General features: G+C 47.4%; 15 protein-coding genes. 6 read left to right on the top strand and 9 right to left on the bottom strand.

Annotated features, from left to right (window positions below; all coding sequences use genetic code 11):
• Positions 1 to 67: 67 nt before the first annotated feature.
• The 9 genes from PV783_RS11030 to PV783_RS11070 form a co-directional block, all read right to left on the bottom strand.
• Complete coding sequence (locus PV783_RS11030) at positions 68 to 1,645, bottom strand: RagB/SusD family nutrient uptake outer membrane protein (protein ID WP_420987985.1); 1,578 nt, start codon at positions 1,643 to 1,645, stop codon at positions 68 to 70.
• Positions 1,646 to 1,663: 18 nt separating this feature from the next.
• On the bottom strand, positions 1,664 to 4,990 hold the full coding sequence (locus PV783_RS11035) for a TonB-dependent receptor (protein WP_420987986.1): 3,327 nt from the start codon (positions 4,988 to 4,990) through the stop codon (positions 1,664 to 1,666).
• Positions 4,991 to 5,250: 260 nt separating this feature from the next.
• The gene (locus PV783_RS11040; RefSeq protein WP_420987987.1) at positions 5,251 to 6,450 is read right to left on the bottom strand and encodes a FecR family protein; all 1,200 of its coding nucleotides are present in this window, start codon (positions 6,448 to 6,450) and stop codon (positions 5,251 to 5,253) included.
• Positions 6,451 to 6,572: 122 nt separating this feature from the next.
• Positions 6,573 to 7,172 carry a sigma-70 family RNA polymerase sigma factor gene (locus PV783_RS11045; protein ID WP_420987988.1) on the bottom strand — a complete coding sequence of 200 codons (600 nt, stop codon included), beginning with the start codon at positions 7,170 to 7,172 and terminating at the stop codon, positions 6,573 to 6,575.
• Positions 7,173 to 7,342: 170 nt separating this feature from the next.
• On the bottom strand, positions 7,343 to 8,881 hold the full coding sequence (locus PV783_RS11050) for a DHA2 family efflux MFS transporter permease subunit (protein ID WP_420987989.1): 1,539 nt from the start codon (positions 8,879 to 8,881) through the stop codon (positions 7,343 to 7,345).
• Positions 8,882 to 8,926: 45 nt separating this feature from the next.
• A complete protein-coding gene (locus PV783_RS11055; protein ID WP_420987990.1) occupies positions 8,927 to 9,664 on the bottom strand; it encodes an SDR family oxidoreductase in 738 nt (245 codons plus the stop codon).
• A gap of 51 nt (positions 9,665 to 9,715) precedes the next feature.
• Positions 9,716 to 10,300 carry a TetR/AcrR family transcriptional regulator gene (locus PV783_RS11060; protein ID WP_420987991.1) on the bottom strand — a complete coding sequence of 195 codons (585 nt, stop codon included), beginning with the start codon at positions 10,298 to 10,300 and terminating at the stop codon, positions 9,716 to 9,718.
• A gap of 92 nt (positions 10,301 to 10,392) precedes the next feature.
• Positions 10,393 to 11,130 carry a class I SAM-dependent methyltransferase gene (locus tag PV783_RS11065; protein ID WP_420987992.1) on the bottom strand — a complete coding sequence of 246 codons (738 nt, stop codon included), beginning with the start codon at positions 11,128 to 11,130 and terminating at the stop codon, positions 10,393 to 10,395.
• Positions 11,131 to 11,167: 37 nt separating this feature from the next.
• Positions 11,168 to 13,207 carry a glycoside hydrolase family 127 protein gene (locus PV783_RS11070; RefSeq protein ID WP_420987993.1) on the bottom strand — a complete coding sequence of 680 codons (2,040 nt, stop codon included), beginning with the start codon at positions 13,205 to 13,207 and terminating at the stop codon, positions 11,168 to 11,170.
• A gap of 331 nt (positions 13,208 to 13,538) precedes the next feature.
• Here PV783_RS11070 and PV783_RS11075 point away from each other — a divergent pair, with 331 nt between their 5' ends.
• The 6 genes from PV783_RS11075 (at position 13,539) to PV783_RS11100 (ending at position 21,081) form a co-directional block, all read left to right on the top strand.
• Positions 13,539 to 14,816, top strand: a complete 1,278-nt coding sequence (locus tag PV783_RS11075; RefSeq protein ID WP_420987994.1) for an NAD(P)/FAD-dependent oxidoreductase — start codon at positions 13,539 to 13,541, stop codon at positions 14,814 to 14,816.
• A gap of 82 nt (positions 14,817 to 14,898) precedes the next feature.
• The gene (locus PV783_RS11080; RefSeq protein WP_420987995.1) at positions 14,899 to 15,972 is read left to right on the top strand and encodes a serine hydrolase domain-containing protein; all 1,074 of its coding nucleotides are present in this window, start codon (positions 14,899 to 14,901) and stop codon (positions 15,970 to 15,972) included.
• Positions 15,973 to 16,031: 59 nt separating this feature from the next.
• A complete protein-coding gene (locus PV783_RS11085) occupies positions 16,032 to 16,838 on the top strand; it encodes a helix-turn-helix domain-containing protein (protein ID WP_420987996.1) in 807 nt (268 codons plus the stop codon).
• Between the two features lie 69 nt (positions 16,839 to 16,907).
• Positions 16,908 to 18,701, top strand: a complete 1,794-nt coding sequence (locus PV783_RS11090; RefSeq protein ID WP_420987997.1) for a DUF885 domain-containing protein — start codon at positions 16,908 to 16,910, stop codon at positions 18,699 to 18,701.
• 293 nt (positions 18,702 to 18,994) lie between these two features.
• Positions 18,995 to 19,993 (top strand): terpene synthase family protein, encoded by a 999-nt coding sequence (locus tag PV783_RS11095; RefSeq protein WP_420987998.1) that lies wholly within the window; start codon positions 18,995 to 18,997, stop codon positions 19,991 to 19,993.
• A 74-nt stretch (positions 19,994 to 20,067) separates the two neighbouring features.
• Positions 20,068 to 21,081 (top strand): terpene synthase family protein, encoded by a 1,014-nt coding sequence (locus tag PV783_RS11100; protein ID WP_420987999.1) that lies wholly within the window; start codon positions 20,068 to 20,070, stop codon positions 21,079 to 21,081.
• The last annotated feature ends 16 nt before the right edge of the window (positions 21,082 to 21,097 follow it).

Genomic DNA, 21,097 nt, shown 5'->3' on the forward strand with positions numbered 1-21,097 from the left:
TTTTGAGCATAAAAAAATCCCGCTCATCTTTCAACTCGCGGGATTTCGTTTGATTGTTACAGTTGTATTAGTAGCCTGGATTTTGTGTCAGGTTTTTGTTGATATCCCTTTCTGCCTGTGGTACGGGCCAGAGATAATCCCTGTTTTCCACAAAGGTGCGCTGCTCTACGGCGATATGATCCCCGCTGAGGGTGAGCTTACCATTGGTAGGGTCTACAGTGCCCAACCGGGCGCCATATACCGTGCCGGATCTAACGGCGGTGCCTATCTTCCAGCGCTGCACATCGTACCAGCGTAAGCCTTCCAGTGCCAGTTCCACCCTGCGTTCGCGTCTTACCAGTGTACGCATTTTATCAACGGTGTTATAAACTGTTCTGTCTACCGCCGGCATGCCTGCACGGGTTCTGACAGCATCTATCGCATCATACACGGTATTGTCAATAACGCCTGATTCAATTTGTGCTTCTGCATAAGTGAGCAGTATTTCTGCGTAGCGGATCACAATCATATTCAGGCCGGTGTTCCACATATCCGTATAGTCGGAGAGGTTAGACGTGAATTTTTTCGGGATATAAGCCGTTTTGGAATTGTTATCCCCGTTATAATAATCGCCGGATGTGTTTTGAATGGAGTTGTAGTACTTACCTTCATACAACTGGCCAGGGCACACGATGGTAGCGGTTAAGCGCGGGTCCCTGTTATTATACGGATCATTTTCGGAATAGCCGGATGTTGGATCTGTGATGAGTTTACCGTTTTTCATTTCGTAAGCATCCACCAGCGCCTGTGTAGGATCGAGGGAACCCCAGCCGCCAAAAGAAGAAGATGGCATTACGCCGATATCGGCATTGGGATAGTCGTTCTCTTTGTATTGTACATCGAGGATCACTTCTTTATTGTTTTCGTTCTGGATACGGAACAGGTTCTGGTAATTTGGAAAGAGTTCATAACCCAGGGTCATTATCTTTTTACAATCGGCGATACAGGCGGCGTAATTTTTATCGTACAATTCCAGCCTGGCTTTCAGGGAAAGCGCAGCACCTTGTGTAATACGTCCAACGTCGCTGCCGCTATAGCTTACCGGCAGGGTAGGCGCAATGGCTGCCAGTTCATCCAATACAAATTTGCGTACTTCGGTAGCGGCTGTTCTGGAAATGGTATTGGCTTCTTCCGTGGTTACGGTATTTTTAGCCAGCGGCACATCTCCATAAAGCTGTGTCAGGGTAAAGTACTGGTAAGCTCTCAGGAAACGGGCTTCGCTTTTGAACTGTGTTTTTAAGGTTTCGTCCATCTGCGTTTTATCAACGTTTTCCAGGAACCAGTTGCATTTCTGGATGGAGGTATAGCTCCAGCGTTTGGAGGCGCTGGTATTGGCAGGCGTAATGTTGCCATTGCCATAGTCCGTATAGCCTTCCCAGTAGTATTGGCTATACATATTATCGCTCACAGCGTCCATATAGAGCAGGGTGTAGTCGCCTTCCCAGTCTTTGTAGCAGCCGTTCAGCGCAGCCTGGGCGTCACCCTGCGACTTCCAGAGGGATTCGTTACTGTAGGCATATGGTGGTTGTCTGTCCAGAAAATCTTTGTTGCATGCGGATTGCAGCGCAGCAGAGAATAAAATTATATAGAGGATGTTCCTTTTCATGATGTTGATTGTTTTTCGTTAAAAACTAACATTTACGCCAAACGTGTGCACTTTCACCTGCGGGTAGTAATAGATACTGCTCGTAATAGATGCTTCAGGATCTATCCATTTATACAGGCCGTCGAAGGTGAGGATGTTTTGTCCGCTGTAGTAGAAACGTACTTTGTTGATACCGATCCTTTTCACTACTCTTTCCGGAAGTGTATATCCTACCTGCAGGTTTTTAAGACGCAGGTAAGATCCGTCTTTCACCCAGAAGGAAGAAGGCGTTCCACCAGGATCGTTTTGCGTATAGCCATTCCAGATACGTGGCAAAGCAGCGGAAGTATTTTCCGGTGTCCAGGTATCCAGTAAAGCAGAAGTAGGTTTGCCCGCAGAAGAACTTACACTGCCCAGTTTTCCGGCATCGATGTATGTTTTTACGCCGGCAGCGCCCTGCAGGAAGATATTGAGGTCAATATTTTTCCAGGAGCCGCCCAGGTTAACACCAAAGGTTACTTTCGGGAAATAGTTGCCCAGGTATACTTTGTCGGCGCTGTTAATGGTATCGTTACCGTCTTTGTCTTTATATCTCAGATCACCGGCAGCAGTCCTGTTGGATTGATAAGGCGATTTGGACACTTCGTCGGCCGATTGGAAAATGCCATCTGCTTCGTATCCATAAAGGGAGTTGATCGGGTAGCCTACCTGTCTAAAGGTATAGCCGTCGATAATCGGACCGGTTCCGTGAAGGTCGGTTACTTCATTCTTGATAAAGGCTGCGTTAACAGAGGCATTGTACTTGAAATCACCTGCGTTGTTCGCGTAGCTGAGTGAAAATTCCCAACCTTTGTTCAGCACAGAGCCAGCATTTTGAACAGGCGCGTTCAAACCATATACTCCGCCAACCGGTACTGAAAGGAGGATATCATGTGTTGGTTTATAGAAGTAATCTGCGGTAAAGTTTAATTTTCCATCCAGGAAGCCTGCGTCAATACCCACGCTTGTTTCTGTGGTGCTTTCCCATTTGATATCTTTATTAGCTCCATTGATAGGCGATACGCCGGCAGCAATAGCGGCTGCAGTGCCACCAAAAGTATAGTTCTGGCTTCCGTCAATGGTAGAGATCCACGGATAGTAAGGAGCTGCGGGGTATTTAGTAGCATCCGGGCCTATTACGTTCTGGTTACCCAGTTGTCCCCACGAACCTCTTATTTTAAGATTGGAAACATATTTTTTCAATGGTGTAAAGAAGTCTTCCCTGTCTATGTTCCAGCCGGCGGAAAAGGATGGGAATAAGCCCCATCTGTTGCCGGGAGCAAAACGGGAGGAACCATCATACCGCAGGTTCGCTTCAAACAGGTATTTACCGTCGAAGTCGTAGTTTAACCGGCCAAAATAAGATTGAAGTGCCAGTTGGTAGGAATAGCCGCTGGTTTTCTGTCCATCGGTTGAACCCAGGTTAACATCGGTTAACTGGTTATTCAGGAATCCTTTCCGGTAGCCGTCATCAAAGCTGAATTTGGTCAGCTCCTGGGAGTAACCACCCAGTATTTTGAAGTTATGTTTACTGAAGGATTTGGTGTAGTCCAGTAAAGCCTGCTGGGTAACAGTATTGCCAAAGGTATTTTCATCCGTTACGTAATTTGGCCCCTGGTAAAATGTTTTGTTACCGGCGGCATCATAATACTGCTGATCCGCAATGAACTTCTTGTTATGGGCGATCTTCATCACATAGGCAAGGGAGGGCTTGAAATGCAGTCCTTTCACAATTTCCCAATCTGCGCCTACATTACCTATCAGGTCGTAGTTATTGTATTTATTCAGGCTGTTTCCTTCCAGCCATGCCATCGGGCTACCATCTGAAATATAGCCATAGTGACCATTTTCATATTTGTAAGGAATGGTAGGGGAGATACGGTTGATTTGTCTTACCAGCTGCGTAAAATCGCCGGTGTAAGGGTTGCTTGGTTCATTTCTGCCGGAAGAAGTAAAGGCGATATTGCCGATTATCTTTATTTTATCGTTGATGTTAGAAGTGATGTTCAGCCTGCTGGTGTAGCGTTTTGCATTTGTTTTTTCAATCAGGCCATTCTGATCAAATACGCCTAAAGAGAAAGCGTATTGTGTATTGTCGCTACCGCCGGAAACACCTACATAGTGATTCTGTTGCAGGCCGTTGCCCTGGTAAAACAGGTCGAGCCAGTCGGTATTGGGATATCTAAAAGGATCAGAGCCATCTTTGAACTTCTGGATTTCTGCATCTGTCCAGCGGGCTGCTTTTCCTTCATTGCTCAACGCCTGGTTGTATAATGTGGCTGCCTGCCAGGAAGGTAAAAAGTCTGGTAAGCCGGTGGCCTTTTGTTTACCTACATAGCCGGTATAGGTAACCTGGGGCGGGCCTTTCCTGCCTTGTTTGGTGGTGATGAGAATAACGCCGTTGGCTGCACGGGAACCATAGATAGCGGAAGATGCTGCATCTTTCAGTACCGATAACGTAGCAATATCGTCGGGGTTAATATTATTAAGACTACTCAGGTTAGTAACTACTCCATCTATCACAATTACCGGGTCGGCATTGTTTAGTGTACCAATACCGCGGATACGGATTTGGCCTGCATCACTGCCTGGTTGTCCGCTCTTGGCGGCTGTTACGGTAATACCAGGCATTGTACCCTGTAATGCGTTGCCCAGGCTTGTTACCGGCCTGTTAGTAAGTTGTTCTGTACCGATAGAAGTAACGGAACCGGTGAGGTTCGCTTTTTTCTGTGTGCCATAACCCACTACCACAAACTGTTTCAGAGCGCTTACATCCGGCGCCATTGAGATGTTGATCTGTGTTTTTCCGGCCACCTTGATTTCCTGGGAGATGTACCCGATACTGCTTACTACCAATACCGCGTTCTCCGGCACATTTGCCAGCTGGAAGCTGCCATCCGGTCCGGAAACAACCCCTTTCTGGGTGCCCTTTATAACGATGGAAACGCCCGGAAGCGGCGCCCCGGTATCATCTATTACCTTTCCTGTAATGGTAGCAGGAGGAGGTGCGGCTACCGGCGCTGCTGCCGGTTTTTCGTTTTTTGTAATGAAGATGGTATTGCCCTGGATTTCAAAGCTCAGCGGCTGCTGACGCAATACTGCTTCCATCGCGGCTTGTGGCGACGCATTTTTTATGTCTACCGAAACAGGATTGCTGTTCTTCAGATCATTTTTATCGTAAAAGAAAACATAGCCCGTTTGTGCTTTAATCACGTTCAGCACTTTCTGGAGACTCACCGCTTTGGCGGAATAAGTCACCGTTTGGGCGCTGCCCTCAGCGCTTACCTGCAAGGCAGCAAGGAGCAGCAGAAAAGAAGTTAGCTTCATAACTAACAAAGTTTTGGTTGAGAGCCCCGCAAATTTCCAATATCTGCGGGTACCGGAATTACAAATAGCCTTAAGTTGCATACTTTTGCAATGTTTGGTTGAATTAATAAATAATGTTTACCGACTTGTTTGTTGATTAAATTGAACAGCAGCCGGGGTAGGACGCCAATCTCAGCCCCGGTTTTTTATTCAATGCGCATAGAACGCCGCTGGCAATAGCTTTGATTTTTTCATTGTTCCATATTTTTCATTGTTCATAACTATGGTTGGATAACGATCCGGTTACCATTCTCAATTCTATATTTAATCCTTGTTTTTGTGAGTCCTTTTAACACCTGCGATAAGGTGAGGTTCCGGCCTATTTCCCCGGTGAATACCCGTTGAGGAATGTTGCCTTCATATGTTACTTCTACGTTGTACCAGCGCGACAGCTGGCGCATTACTGTAGGAAGATCTGCATCATTGAAAGAAAAGAACCCTGCTTTCCAGGCCAGTACTTCCGACAGGTCGGCATGGTCCAGCACCTGGATCGACTGCCCCTTTGCGGCTACCCTGGCTTGTTGTCCGGGCTTCAGCATTTGTTGCTGCTGCTGCACGCTTACCCGCACAGCCCCCTGCACCAATGTAGTATTGATAGTGGCTTCGTCTTTATAGGCGTTAATGTTAAAATGTGTGCCCAGTACATCGATGGTAGTATTGCCGGCCTTTACATGGAAAGGCATCTTATCATTTTTCACCACTTCAAAGTACGCTTCACCGGTAACGGTTACACTTCTTTCATTGCCGGTAAAGGCAGTGGGATAGCTGATAGAAGAGGCGGCATTCAGCCATACGCCGGTGCCGTCAGGCAAAATAAGCTGGTATTGTCCACCCAGTGGGGTGCTCATGGTATTATATAGTATCTTATCCTCCGCACTGCCGGTGCCATTGTAGGCGAGCTGGCCGTTACTCAGTTTGGTGATCCGGGTATTGCCCTGTTGCGCCAATACGCCGTTGCCTGCGCTGTCGAGCGGTATCTGGGAGCCATCAGAGAGGGTGAGTACCGCCCTGTTGCCGCCCGGTGCAATGTCTTTTACCGGTGAAGTGGCCACTACAGCCGGAGGAGGAGTTTGTTTTGAGAGGTAATAAGCGCCGGTTGCTAAAACAACGATACAGGCGGCAGCCCACCAGTAGCGTTGCAGAAAATAGACCCGGTTCCTGGCAGGCAGTGTTGCCGGCTGCTGCACAAGTTTATCGGCATCCAGTATTTCTTTTACGGCCTGCTGCCAGTAGGTGCGGTCGTAATCCGCATTGGCAGCAGCTTCCAGCGGCCAGTTGGCATGATATGCATCCAGCTGCCGGACTATTTCCCCCGAATCATCCTCACTGATCAGTTGCAACAGTTCCCTGTACTCCCCGGTGGTGGCACGGTGCAGCCGTACCTGTTCCAATAAGTATGTTAGTCTTTCTGATGTGGACAACGGCCTCGTTTTAAAGCATTCGGAATTCAGTTGATATCGCCGGGAACTGCCTGGTTGCAGAAAGTCCCCTGCATATACGTACCGTAAGCAGCCAAAGAGTACCTATGTCTTTCAAAAAAAAGTTAAGAAAAATATAAAACACCCCATGCAAGCAGGAATAGCGGGAGGATGATACCCTGGTTGGTGAGGTATTCGCGGATAGATTTGAGGGAACGGACCAGGGAATTTTTAACGGTTTGCGGCGAGAGTTGCAGCTCACTGGCAATTTCCGCAATTTTAAGATCCTTCTCCCGGCTGAGCAGGTAGATCTTTTGCGCCTGCGGCGGCAATTGAAGGATGGCCTGCTTTACCAGCAGCGCCGTTTCAGAAAAAGCAATATTTTCTTCGGTAAGATTGGAGTGATCAGTGCTTTCACGGGTAATGATCTGGCTGGCTTTATTCCGCACGCCCTGTTTCTGCAACCAGCTGTAGCAGCGGTGATACACCATTTTGAAGATCCAGTTGTGGGGAACCATTACTTCTGTCAGCTTCTCCCGGCTGAGCCATATGCCCAGGAATATTTCCTGTATGATGTCTTTCTCCGGCCCTTCTACCTGTATAATACGGGCAATTACCGGCTTGATCTTAGGCACATACAGGTGGAATAATGCTTCAAATGCAGATTCATCCCCACCGGCAATTTGGTGGAAAAGTGCAGTTTCATGTACTGTGTCATTATTCATCCGTGTGTATCCAGTTCCCCTTAAAATTAAATATCACGCTATCTCCGTTAATCCAGCTATAAAAATAGACGGATTACCAGGTGTGATCGATAAAGATGTAGCTTGCAAAGTACAAAAAAATCGTGGTACCCTGTCAGGTGGGCAATTCCGGTTTGGGGAAGAAGATAATATCAGTGATCCATCACCACTACATTGGCCGTTTTTTTCTTCTTTGCAGAGGCCATTAACAGCAAAGGAAGCGCCGCAATAAATATAATACCTACCAGCAGGAAAGCATCGCTGAAACTCAGCAGGGTGCTTTGTTTTACCACTGAATTATCCAGCAGCTTCAGGGCTTTATGATGTGCATCGGTTGCCGTGGCGCCTTTGCTCAGAAAGAAGTGCGCGTAGCTGTTTAGCCGGTTGGCTACGGCGGGGTTATCGGTAGTGAGATTGCTTACAAGATCCGACCGGTGTTGTGCATTCCGGTTGGCGAGATAGGTGTTCACCATTGCAATGCCAAAGGAGCCGCCCAGTTGCCGCATCATATTATTTAATGCTGCTCCCTGCGGAATATCGGCCGGCGCCAGTGATGACACGGCCAGGGTGGTAAGCGGCACTGTTACCAGTGCCAGCCCCACGCCCCGCCAGATGAGGGAGGTAGTTATAGTGGCCGCGCCGGCGTCCTGGTTGAGCGCCGACATCTGCCAGCTGAAAAGAATAAATAACCCCATCCCCGCCACGATGAGATACACCGGCGATACGCCGCGCTGCAGCAGCCGTGCAGAGATGATTAGTCCACCTATGGCTAAACACGCGCCGGGCAACAGGAGCATCCCCGTTTGCAGCGGTGTGAAATTAAGCAGCCGCTGTGCAAATACCGGCGTCAGGAAAACGGAGCTGAAAATACCCATGCCGGAAACAAATGTCAATATTGCGGCAATGCTCAGGTTCCTGCTTTTCAGTACGCGCAGGTTTACTACCGGGTCTTTGATCCGTAGCTCCCACCACACAAATATGATGATGGCAAAAGTAGCGATCACAGAAAGCCAGGTGATGTAGGGCGCTTCAAACCAGTCGTCGGTTTCCCCTCTTTCCAATACGGTTTGCAATGCGCTCACGCCAATGGCGAGGAGCAGGATCCCGGTCCAGTCGATGCGTTTGGCCGGTGGCACATTACCGGGTTCTTTGAGCAGTATATAACAAAGCGTTGCCACGGTGATACCTATCGGTACATTAATGTAAAAGATCCAGGGCCAGGAATAAAATTCGGTGATGTAGCCGCCGAGGGTAGGGCCTATCGTGGGACCAATAAACACGCCTACACCAAAGAGTGCGCTGGCCACATTCTGTTTTTCTTTGGGGAACTGTTCAAAGATGATCACCTGCGATACCGACAGCAGCGCGCCGCCGCCAATGCCCTGGAGGAAACGGAATACTACCAGCATCCAGATGTTGGTGGCTTGTCCGCACATCAGCGAAAAGAAGGTGAAGGCGATGATGGAGCCGATATAATAATTGCGTCGGCCCAGTTTCGCGGCGAGGAAGCCGGTAATGGGAATGATGATTACGTTGGCAATGGCGTAGGCAGTAATGACCCAGGAGGTATCTTCCAGCGTGGCGCCGAGGTTGCCACTCATATGCGATAAGGCTACGTTTACAATGGAGGTGTCTATCAACTCCATGATGGCAGCTGTAATCACCGCCAGGATCAGTACTGTCCGTTTCATTGCTGTTATTTAATATACCGTTTGGTATATTATTAGATAAATTTTTTATTCGCCGTTACTATTCATAGCGGCAAGTGCTGCTGCAGGATTGGTGAGCGATAACTGGTAAATCTGTTCGGTATCGCCTACACGGATTTCATAGTCATTTTTTGCGAGTGCAGTTAAAAGATCGGTGGCAACCTGTGAAGGAGGGATGCCTTTACTACCGCCGATGTCCTGTGATAAATCGGTGTTTACCAAAGGAGGCATCAGTTCAAAGATGTGCAGCTTGGGAAACGTTACCCGCATAGAGTGGGTGTAGGAGCGGAGGGCAGCTTTGGTGGCTGAGTACGTGGCTATCCGTGCGCCGGGTGCAAAGGCAACGATAGATGTTACATTTACAATGGCGGCTTCCGGCTGTTTGTTGAGTAACGGCAATAATTTTTCTGTGAGGCGGATCACGGCGAAGAAGTTAGTGTCCATTTCTTCGACTGCCTTTCCCGCTGCATTCGCGTTTTCCGACAACTCATAGGCAAATGCGCGGCCTGCGTTGTTGATCAGGATATTTAAAGACGGATATTCCTCCTGCAGGGTGGCTACCAGTTGAGCTACCGCTTTATCGCTGGTTACATCGCTCACGATGCCTTTTACACCCGGCAGTTGCTGCGTGGCCTTTTCCAGGCGGGCGGCGTCCCTGCCGGTGATAATTACCTGGTTACCCTGTTGGGATAATTGCCGGGCTATTTCCAGTCCGATACCTGCGCTGCCGCCGGTAATAAGTACAGTATTTCCTGTTGTTTTCATGTGTATTGTTTTTATATACCGATCGGTATATTTATAAAGAAAAAATTTGAGTTAAAGTGCGTCCACCATTTTTGCGACCGACTGCATAATGGCGTTGCGGTAATTCATTTTACCGGTTAGTTTGGCAATCATGATACAACCTTCAATAGTGGCGATCATCGTGAGAGCGGTTTGTTCTGCATTTACATCTTCACTGAATTCCCCTTTCTCTTTTCCTTTTTCGATCAACCCGGTAATACCGGCCTTCCACGAAAGAATGGCATCAATTGCTTTCTGTTTTAATAAAGGATGCGTGTCGTCTGCTTCAACCGCTGTATTGAGGATGGGGCATCCGCCGGCGGGAAACGGGTGTTTCAGGAAGTTTTCATAAATATGCACATACACCATCAGTTTGTCCCTGCAGGTGTTTTTTTTGTCCATTTCCTGCCGGATAATGCTGGTCACCTTTTTCAGGTTGTAATCAAAACATGCCAGGGCTACTTCGTCTTTACTGGCGAAATTGCCGTAAATACTTCCTTTGGTCAGCCCCGTGGCATTCGTCATATCATTCAGAGAAGTACCGGTGTAGCCCTTCTCGTTAAAAACAGGGGCCGTCATCTCCACAATAAACTGTTTTGTTTTCTCTGCCTTGTTCATATCCCTCTTTCTTTTGACACAGCAAAAATATACCATTTGGTATAAAATGAAAAATATATTTTGGGAGAAAGAGGAACCCGTTGATTCACAGGCTATACCGGTTTCACTGCCGCTACCAAAAGAAAGATGGGCCTGCGCGTTTCATCCTTCATTTCAGGATAGGCCGCTATTACTTCGGCAGTGGGTTGCGGCTCCGCGATAGTGGTAATACGGAAGCCGGCATCCATCAGTGTATTCAGCAACGTGGCTACGGTGCGGTGATATTTCACCACATCGGTATCCAGGAAGCGGGTTTGCCGCAGGGTTTCCTGCTGGTAGTTATCCACCGGCCAATGAAGGCGCTGCCCCTGTTCATCGTAGTACCAGTCCTGCGCCGCAAGCGCGGTAAATACAGGATGCTCCACAGAAAGCACAAAAGTGCCGCCGGCAGCCAGGCACCGGAATACCTTCCGGCAAACCACCTCGTAAGCCGCTACATAATGGAGTGCCAGGGAGCTGATCACCACATCAAAGGAGCCGTCTGGAAAATCAATATCTTCAATAGCCTGCTGCCGGTATTCGATGGCTGTATCATGTGTAGTAGCCCGCGCCCGCTCCAGCATCCTGGCAGAAATATCCACTCCCACCACAAACTGCGCACCCTGCTCACGCGCATAGCGGCAATGCCAGCCAAAACCGCAACCCAGGTCCAGCACCTTCTTATCTTTTAACCCGGGAATCATACTACGCAGCACATACCACTCGCCAGCCGCATTCAGTCCGCCAACAGAACGGGGCATCTGGCTGTACTTCTCAAAAAATAACGGATCGTCGTATTTATTCTGCTTCATAACAAAACGAATGTAAGAAGAAGAATTATACAGGCAGCTACTTCGAAATAATCCTTTCTTCCTGTTTACTGGTGAGCAGATCAATATCATTTACCTTCTCCGGAAACCATACCATCATTTCTCCCTTACCCCTGTTGGCCCAGGCGTAGTAAGGGATGGCGGTAAATGTTTGTTGCGTGGTGGAAACAGTAAGCCCGTTATTGCTCACATGCACTGCCGGTACCTGGCTGCTGATAACGGTTACGCCATTCAGCAGTTCCGGCCGCCACGCGGTAGCGAAAACAGCATCGGAAGGAATGATGATATTGCTGGTACTGCCATTGTTATCGGCCCATTCGCCGCAATAAACAATAGGTCCGCGTTGCAGGGCTACTTTGCCGGCATCGTCTTTCACATTTTCATTTGCTTTTATCTTTCTTACTTCCATTGGTAACACTACTTCTACACGGTCATTTTTTTTCCAGGTCCGCGCAATCACAGCGTATCCTTTTTCCATATTATAAGTAACGGGCACACCGTTTACACGGATAACAGGCAGCGGGGTATTGTTGCCGGCAAAGGTGTATAAACCAGAAGGAACGGCTGTATTCTGCGCCCATCCGGGAATGCGTACCAGGAAATTAAATGCCACCGGCTTTTTGGCAGGGGAGATGTTAAATACCAGGTCGCCATTCCAGGGATATTGATTTTGCTGGTTAATGGAAACGGTGTTGTCGGATACTTTCAAAGTAGCGCGACTGGCAACAAAAAGATTCACGTATACATTATTATCTTTTTGCGCGTACACATAACCGGGAATAGAAGGGATCAGGCGGGTAAGATTGGTAGGGCAGCAGGAGCATTCAAACCAGCCGGCGCGTTCGGGTTCCAGGTGTTTGTGTGAAAAGGAATTTTTTACCTGCATGGCGTTGCTGTAAAAGAAAGATTTGCCATCAAGTCCCAAACCTGAGATGAGTCCGTTGTATAACATCTTCTCCAGCACATCCATATATTTTGCATCCCCGTGCAGCAGGAACATGCGGTAATTCCAGTACACACCGGCAATGGCCGCACAGGTTTCATTATAAGCGGTGGTGTTGGGCAGTTCGTAGTTGTCGCCAAACCGTTCCCCGGAGGGTACGGCGCCCAGTCCGCCCTGTACGTACATTTTATAGGTAACCATATTCTGCCAGATGGTATCTACTGCCTGTAGCAGGCTTTTATCGCCGGTTAATGCGGCTACATCGGCCATAGCAGCGTATAAGTAACCAGCCCGCACGGCATGTCCTTCTACTTCATATTGTTCGGTAACCGGCTTATCATCCTGCCAGTAAGTTCCGCTTTTCCAGGGATCTTTGCTGTTGCTGTCATAGCCGGTATAGCGACCGCGTTCTTCAATAAAGAATTTCGCTGTTTCCAGGTACGCCGGCTTGCCGGTGATCCGGTAAAGCTTTACCAGTCCCATTTCCACAATTTCATGACCCGGCGCTACATGCTTTTTTCCCGGGCCGAATACACTGCATACCAGGTCGGCATTTTTGAGGGCGATGTTCAGCAGCGTTTTCTTTCCCGTAGCATAATAATGTGCAAAAGCGGCCTCATACAAGTGGCCGGCGTTGTACAGCTCATGGCTCCCTTCGCGTTCCTTTACCCATCTTTCCGGTCCGGCCCATGAATGCGGCGCCGCGGGATTAATGGTTCTGGCGGTATACAGGTAGCCATCTTTTTCCTGCGCATTGGCAACTTTAACGATCAGTGAATCGATGTAGTTGTCCAGCTTTTTGTCCGGGAAAAGGCTCAGGGAGAAGGAAGCTCCTTCAATTGTTTTGTAGATGTCGGTATCGTCGAACGGAAAGGTGGTACAGAACTTACCCGAATGGGCCGCTGCCATTTCAAAGTTCTTTACCCGGCCTGTATTTTCACAGCGCTCAAACGAGGCAGGAATGGTAACCAGGTGATTTGTACGCAGGCGTGGCAGCCAGAAACTGTCTGTGAGTTGTACCGCCGTGAAGTTGACCGATTTAACCGGGTAGTCCTTTACCTGCGCCCATGCAGTGGAGGCCGCGCAGATACTGATGAACAGGCATATCTTTTTCATATAACAGATTATAACGTGAAATTTATCCAAAGGATGGGGAGCTGGGTGGACAGGTGTTCCCGCTCCGGTATCCCGGTTGAAAATAGTAATTTTTATTTATTAATCGTCAAATTGACAATTAATTTTACAGCCGCATGAAATCAGGGAGTAGTGGACAGGAACCGGCATTCCGCGGCAGCAGTCGGAACAATCATCTCCCGGAATTTTCCATAACATTAAAGGAAGGGGTATTTTTTACTGCATTTTTTCCGGTGGCCTGGTTGTTGTTGCTCACCATACAGCAACAAAATGGTCGTCCGGCTGTTTTATAACACAGGTAAAAGTTCATATTATGAAACATATTGTCATTATCGGCGGTGGATTTGCAGGCATTAACCTGGTCAGGAAACTGGCCCGCAACGATGAGTATACCGTTACACTGGTTGACCGTAATAATTATAACTACTTCCCGCCGCTGGTGTACCAGGTATCCATGGGCTTTTTAGATCCTACAGATATCAGCTATCCGTTCAGGAAACTGCTGCGTAAAAATAAAAACGCCCGTTTTGTGATCGGGGAATTTCTGAAAGTAATACCGGAAGAAAAAAAGGTGGTGCTTTCCACCACTGAACTGAAATACGATTACCTGGTACTGGCTTTTGGCACTGCTACCAATTATTTTGGAATGGAAAGCGTGCGGCGGAATGCAAAGCCGGTGAAAACAGTGAATGATGCACTGGAACTACGCAACCACTTTCTGCAGATAATGGAAAAGGCGGCGCTTACCACCGATCCGGTGGAAAGAACAAAGCTGCTCACCATCGTGGTGGTAGGCGGTGGTCCTACCGGTGTGGAAGTATCCGGCTTACTGGCGGAATTAAAAAGGGAAGTTGTTCCGAAAGATTATCCCGAAATAGCCGGGAAAGGATATGAATCGCATATTTACCTCGTAGATGGTATCTCCAAAGTACTGGCCGCCATGAGTGAGCAGTCGCAGCTGGATGCCTACGATGCGCTCATCAGGATGGGCGTGGAAATAAAGCTGGGTATGCAGGTAAAAGATTATGTAGATGATACCGTGATCTTTTCCAATGGAGAAACCATTGCCACCAAAACCGTGGTATGGGCAGCCGGCGTAACGGCTACCATCACGGAAGGCATCCCGGCGGAATGCTATGGCCGCGGGAAAAGACTGATAGTAGATGAGTTCAACGAAGTAAAAGGAATGAAGGATATTTTTGCCATAGGCGATATCTGTATTCAAACTACTGATCCCGCTTTCCCCGACGGACATCCCCAACTGGCACAGGTAGCCATACAACAAGGCAGCCACCTGGCAGATAACTTTGTGGCGCTCGCAAAACACGGAAACCGTAAGCCTTTCCGTTATTATGATAAAGGCAATATGGCTATTATAGGCCGCAATAAAGCTGTGGCAGACATCCCCAAACCCAAACTCCACTTCAAAGGTTTTATCGCCTGGTTTATCTGGCTTTTCATCCACCTCACCTTCCTGATCAGTTACGGCAACCGGTTCAAAACACTCTACAATTGGGTGGTGGCCTACTTTACAAAGGACCAGTCGCTCCGGCTGATATTAAGACCACTGAAAAAAGAGGAGGTGAGTTGACCGTAAATATTTTATATTTTTTTCTGCCACCAGATATTGATAAATTAGTGATACATGTAATGTCTTCGCTAAATTATCCCAAATGAAACGATTCGTATCACTATTTATCTGCTCTTTATTGTTCAACTCCCTGTTTGCACAATTTCCAGGTGCCAGCCATATTATTGATTCGATAACAAAAAGCAGCAATTTTAACGGGACGATAATTATTAAGAAGAAATCAGGAATAGTTTATCAAAAGAGTTTTGGCCTGGCCAACTTTCCGTTTAAAGTACCCAGCACCATTAAAACAAAGTATAAAATTGCCTCTGTCACAAAGTTGTTTACCTCCGTGCTTATCATGCAGCTGGCTGAAGAGGGAAAGATAGATGTAACGAAACATATTATCGACTATCTGCCCGACTATACAGGAGAAGGCGGTAATAAAATAACCATCCGGCAGTTATTAAATCATACGTCAGGAATGCCCAATATTGATACCGTAAAATCAATAGAAAGCGCATTGAAAAATGGCATTCCCGTATATCAGCACCCTTTTACCACCGACGAACTTTTAACCCGCTATTGCAGCGATAAACCTGTAAACGAGCCAGGCAAAGTATTCGACTACAACAACGCGGATTATATTGTATTAGGGAAAATTATAGAAAGAATCTACCATAAAACCTATGACCAGGTGCTGACGGAGAAGATCTTAAAGCCCCTGCACATGAATAACTCCGGGCTATTGTATCAGCAAAATATTATTACCGGCCTGGCAGATACTTATTTCATCAGGGATGATCTGGGAAAACTGGTACCCGATTTACCGGTATATATGGAAAATTGGTACGCCGCAGGCGCCATGTACTCCGATGCCAACGACCTGTTGCTGTTCTCAAATGCACTCTTTGGCCGCAAGCTCCTGAAGCAGGCATCTTTAAATGAGATGTTCGCTCCCGGTCTTGATGAATATGGCTATGGCGTATGGGTATACAAAGACTACACGATCAACAAAAAAAATTATACCATAGTAAAAAGACCCGGCCGGATAATGGGCGCACAGAGTATGTTGTTTCACATCCTGGAAGAAGACGCAACCATGCTTATACTCAGCAATACCGGAACTACCAGCCTGGATGACCTGGCCGCGAAAATAGCAACGAAAATTATTTGAGTAATATCGTTGGCGACAGTAACTTGCCGGCTGATGGCAGTATATATTAACTTTATGACATGATCATGAATAAGCCGGTTCAATACGAAAAAGGTACGTATGTTGGTACAAAAATAAAGGAACGGACCTTTGGTAATATCATTACCAGCGAAACCGCATTTGTACCTGATACGTCTTCCGCATATCACTATCATGCCAACCCTCATTTCTCTCATATACTGGCAGGCGGAAGTAAAGAGATCCGGAACGGTAGTTCCGACATACAATATGCAGGAAAGGGACTGTATTACTATCCCGGTATCGCACATCAGAACGTTGATTACCGCCCCGGCACACGGATATTTAATCTTGAACTGGACGCTACATTTTTCAATACATTCGGGTTATCACTTCCTTCGTCGTCGCTGATGTTTGAAAACAGCCACCAACTTAATACGGGTGGGCTTATCAGGATTATGAAAGAGCATTACCTCGATGATGCGGACTCGCGGATGGCAATAGACCAGCTGTGTATTAACCTGGTGCATCCCGCTAAAGAAGGCGACGCCTGTTTCCCTGAATGGACGAAAAAGATAAAGACGGTGATGAATGATTATTGGAACCAATCGTTGTCACTCTCCCTGCTGGCCGCCCACCTGGAGCTTCATCCCGTTACCATTTCAAAGCACTTTCCCCGGTACTTTGGCTGCTCGGCAGGTGAATACATGAGACGGATGAAAGTGGAACGCGCGTTTCCCTTAATAAAGCACGGCAAATATTCGCTGACTGAAGTTGCCTATGAGTGCGGGTTTACAGATCAGGCGCACTTTACCAAAACATTCCGTCATGTAACCGGTCTGCTTCCGAAGCAATACAGGAACATCTGACGGGAGGCTAATTTTATACAATTTTCAGAACTTCCCGCTTACTAGCTTTGTCCGGTAAACAAAGCGGTTATGTCTAAAAAAAGAAAAGTGCAGTTGTTCCTGCTGCTCATAGCAAGCACACTATATGTTACCGTTGCGCAGGCGCAACAGAACAATGAAAAGTTGCATCGGCTATTTGATCACTACTATAATGAACGCATGCAGCTATTTCCCACAGAAGCCACATCTGCAGGCGATCACCGTTATGACGATCTATTGTCGAACGACGGTGCCGGTTCCCATATCGCCGCTACCGGTAAATTCTATCAGCAATACCTGGACGCATTAAAAAAAGTTGACCGCACCAGCCTGAATACCCCGGACAGGATCTCTTACGACATCCTGAAAGATATTCTCACCACCGGCCAGGAATCGCTGCAGCTGCACCTGGAGTACCTGCCAATGAACCAGTTTGTATCTACACCGCTGGAACTGGCGCAATTCGGATCGGGAAGCAGCGCACAACCCTTTAACACGGTAAAGGACTATGAGCACTGGGCAAAACGTATGACTGCATTCATGGACTGGACCGACACCACCATCGCCAATTTTAATAAAGGTATTCGTGTAGGTATCGTACTCCCTAAAGCACTCGTGTTACAAATGATTCCACAGATGGAAGCACTGGCGGATAACGACACTGCTAAGAATGTATTTTATAAGCCGCTGTCGCAGTTCCCGGCTTCATTCACCGACGCAGAGAAACAACGGATCACCACCTTGTATCACCGGGTTATTGCCACCAGCATGGTCCCTGCTTACCGCAAGCTGGCCGTTTACCTGAAGGATACATACCTTCCCGCGGCACAGGATCACGCCGGGCTGTCCGCCCTGCCGGGAGGGGACCGGATTTACCAGTACTACCTGCGTTTGTATACCACCTCTCCTGGTCTTACCCCGGAAAAGGTGTACCAGACGGGTTTGGAAGAAGTGGCGCGTATTACAAAGGAGATGGAGGCAATAAAAACAAAGGTGGGATTCAAAGGCTCTTTGGCTGATTTCTTTCATTACCTGAGAACAGATGCCCGCTTCATGCCATTTAAAACACCGGAACAGGTACTGGATGCGTATCGTACTATCAACAATAAAGTGCAGCCGGCATTAGCCGCATTGTTTGGGCATCAGCCCAAAACTCCTTTTGTGATCAAAAGGGTAGAGGCTTACCGGGAAGCCTCGCAGGGCGGTCCCTTTTACATCAAGGGCAACCTGCAGGAGAATATACCGGCCACCTTTTATGTACCGGTTCCGGACGCCACAAAGATCAACGTTACCTTCCAGGGCATGGAAGCCACCTTTATCCATGAGGCAATACCCGGTCATCATTTTCAGATAGCGTCCCAGCAGGAGAATAATGATATCCCTGCATTCCGGAGGCAGCCGGCCTTCTATGCTTACTTTGAAGGCTGGGCATTATACTGCGAATCACTTGGAGAACAACTGGGTTGCTACACAGATCCCTACCAGAAAATGGGTGCGTTGAATATGGAAATTCACCGGGCTATCAGGCTGGTAACAGATGTGGCTATTCACACCGGCAAGATGACGCGCGAAGAAGCCATCGCTTATATGATGCAGCATGAATCCATCAGCGAGCCGGTTGCCACTGCCGAAGTGGAACGCTATATGGCCATGCCGGGACAGGCACTGTCTTACAAAACCGGTGAACTAAAGATCAAAGCACTGAGAGATACACTGGCAGCAAAACTGGGTAGTAAATTCAGCCTGAAAGATTTTCATGACGCCCTGCTCGGGAATGGAGATATGCCATTGAATGTGCTGGAAGATTATATGAACAGCTGGGCGCAAAGTTATAGTGAGAAATAACACATTACCGGAAGAAATGAAACAATTGGCCTGCTAATCAGGTTATTATCAGAATATTAAGCCGAAGTACCTTACTTCGGCTTTTTTATGCGCGCAATTGCCCGCCCTGCGGCCTTGTCGCAGCCGCTATCTGACCGCCTGATAGCATATATTCCAGGATCAGTCTATCTGTAACATCACTGCGGCTCTACTGCAATAGTCTATAATAATTTCATAAAAGACTATGACGATAAGGGCTTTAACCCCTGACCAGATTCTATTTCTATTTCATCCATTCAATTAACTACTCATCCATGAACACACTTGAACTGCTTCGCACTAAATTCAATTATCCGTTCCCGGCCCTTAAAAACCCCTATGCGGACCAGTTGCAGGAAATTACAGAAACGCAGTGGATAGACGGGGAATACTTATGGCTGTATGAGCAAAATCCGGACCTCCGGAAAAAGTACAAGAAAACTAAAACGGCCCACATCGCCTCTCATTGGTTCCCTACGGCTTCGTTTGAACGGCTGAAACCCATATGCAGGCTCATGCTCTGGACCTTGTACAACGACGATCTGTATGAAGAAGGGACTCCTGAGGATATCGGGTATGTACACGATAGAACAGTGGCTGTACTGAACGGTGAGATAGGAGCTGCTGAAGCAGAAATACCTCTGGGTAATATGCTCGAATCGTTACGTCAGGAACTATTGCAGTTTATCCCGCAGGAATCGATCATTCGTTTTTCGGAAATGATCAGCCGGTATTTTGCCGGCCTGAAAATGGAGCTGACCTACAAAAGGAATAAGACCTTCCCTACCGTGGCAGAATGTATTGCCCTGCGGGAAGATTCCATTTGTCTCTACCCCTTCCTGCAATTAACAGAAGTCGAAACAGAAATAATCTTACCACCCGAAATACACCAGCATCCGGTGATCCGGCGCCTGCAGGCACTTGCCTGCCACCTGGTAACCTATTTTAACGAGGTGCAATCGGTGAATAAAGACGAAGCAACCGGCAGTATTTATTATAACATCGTAAAGGTGATCCAGCATGAGTACGGAATCTCCCTGGAAGAAGCGTGCCTCGAAGACCTGCGTCTGCATAATGAAGACCTGAAAGAATTTGTCACCTTGCAGGCGTCCTTACCCGACTTTGGGATATGGCAGGATGCCGTGGTTAACTGGGTGCACTATATGAGCATGGTGCTCAGCGGCTGGAAAAATGTATCTACTAAGCTGGACCGGTACAATGGAACTGCTTTCCCCAATGCTGCGGAGCTAAGAGAAAAATTCAACCAGGTGTAAGGTAGATATTGAAATGGAATAAACCTGTTACCGTTATACATTTTACAATCTACAAAACTCAAACTTCAAACAAGATGAAACCAGAAGAGTTTAATTCAAAAGATTACCTGCCATGTGGCTATTATCCCTGGCCGGACCTTATCAGTCCACATGCAGAACAGATGGGGAAAGATATGGATGGCTGGATTGATAATGACTACACTTTTTTGACTGAAAAACAACGGGAAAAATACAAGAGAATGAAGCTGCATATCTGCACTGCGCGTATGTGGCCGGACTTAACCTATGAGCAAAGTATTCCCTGCAATAGGTTTATGCTCCAATATGTGGCTTTCGACGATCAGGTGGAACATTCGTCTCTTGAGGAAATCCAACAGCTACGGAATCGTTGTACAGCCATTCTAAAGGGCGATCAACCAAGACCAGAAGAAAACGCAATCTATCAACATATGGCATTGATCAGGGATGAATTCCGTGCTTTGATGCCTGAAATATGGGTGGAACGCTTTATTTACTACTTCTATCAATCCGTCAGATATGGGATTGAATTGGAGTATCCTTATAAAATAACCCAGCGCCCACCGTCGCTCACTCTTTTCAAAACCATTCGTGAGTATTCCGTTCTTATGCGCCCATATCTGATCTTTGGTGAAATTGAATCGGGGCTTGTGCTGCCAGAACATATCTTTGAGCACATTGTCGTTCAAAAGATCATATCTCATATGACCCTGGTTATTGCATGGCAAAACGACATTCATTCCCTGCCAAAAGAAATGGCGAAGGGAACAGAAGTTTTTAACCTGGTCTTTGTATTGCAGCAACAATATAATCTTTCGCTGGAGGATGCCTGCAAAGAGGCCTTCCGCATACACAATGAGGAAATGGCGGAATTACTTACTTTACACGCAGAGTATCGTGAGTTTGGTGAATATCAGGAACACGTTGATAAATTCTTTTATTATGCAGGAGTCGGGATCCAGGGAGTGAATACTTTTTATTTGGAAACGGAAAGATATCTACATGGAGGAGTGGGTTTCGCCTGGCCCGAGGAGGGGCGTACTGCAAACATTCAGGCAAATGGAGGCTAAGTTTTCCCTACTGTTA

The organism is Chitinophaga sp. CC14, from assembly GCF_048957795.1.
Taxonomy (GTDB): Bacteria; Bacteroidota; Bacteroidia; order Chitinophagales; family Chitinophagaceae; genus Chitinophaga; species Chitinophaga ginsengisegetis.

What these genes read in the sequence shown, in the direction of transcription:
- PV783_RS11030 (WP_420987985.1), bottom strand. Translation starts at nt 1,645, where the DNA reads ATGAAAAGGAACATCCTCTATATAATTTTATTCTCTGCTGCGCTGCAA.
- PV783_RS11035 (WP_420987986.1), bottom strand. Translation starts at nt 4,990, where the DNA reads ATGAAGCTAACTTCTTTTCTGCTGCTCCTTGCTGCCTTGCAGGTAAGC.
- PV783_RS11045 (WP_420987988.1), bottom strand. Translation starts at nt 7,172, where the DNA reads ATGAATAATGACACAGTACATGAAACTGCACTTTTCCACCAAATTGCC.
- PV783_RS11050 (WP_420987989.1), bottom strand. Translation starts at nt 8,881, where the DNA reads ATGAAACGGACAGTACTGATCCTGGCGGTGATTACAGCTGCCATCATG.
- PV783_RS11055 (WP_420987990.1), bottom strand. Translation starts at nt 9,664, where the DNA reads ATGAAAACAACAGGAAATACTGTACTTATTACCGGCGGCAGCGCAGGT.
- PV783_RS11060 (WP_420987991.1), bottom strand. Translation starts at nt 10,300, where the DNA reads ATGAACAAGGCAGAGAAAACAAAACAGTTTATTGTGGAGATGACGGCC.
- PV783_RS11065 (WP_420987992.1), bottom strand. Translation starts at nt 11,130, where the DNA reads ATGAAGCAGAATAAATACGACGATCCGTTATTTTTTGAGAAGTACAGC.
- PV783_RS11070 (WP_420987993.1), bottom strand. Translation starts at nt 13,207, where the DNA reads ATGAAAAAGATATGCCTGTTCATCAGTATCTGCGCGGCCTCCACTGCA.
- PV783_RS11075 (WP_420987994.1), top strand. Translation starts at nt 13,539, where the DNA reads ATGAAACATATTGTCATTATCGGCGGTGGATTTGCAGGCATTAACCTG.
- PV783_RS11080 (WP_420987995.1), top strand. Translation starts at nt 14,899, where the DNA reads ATGAAACGATTCGTATCACTATTTATCTGCTCTTTATTGTTCAACTCC.
- PV783_RS11085 (WP_420987996.1), top strand. Translation starts at nt 16,032, where the DNA reads ATGATCATGAATAAGCCGGTTCAATACGAAAAAGGTACGTATGTTGGT.
- PV783_RS11090 (WP_420987997.1), top strand. Translation starts at nt 16,908, where the DNA reads ATGTCTAAAAAAAGAAAAGTGCAGTTGTTCCTGCTGCTCATAGCAAGC.
- PV783_RS11095 (WP_420987998.1), top strand. Translation starts at nt 18,995, where the DNA reads ATGAACACACTTGAACTGCTTCGCACTAAATTCAATTATCCGTTCCCG.
- PV783_RS11100 (WP_420987999.1), top strand. Translation starts at nt 20,068, where the DNA reads ATGAAACCAGAAGAGTTTAATTCAAAAGATTACCTGCCATGTGGCTAT.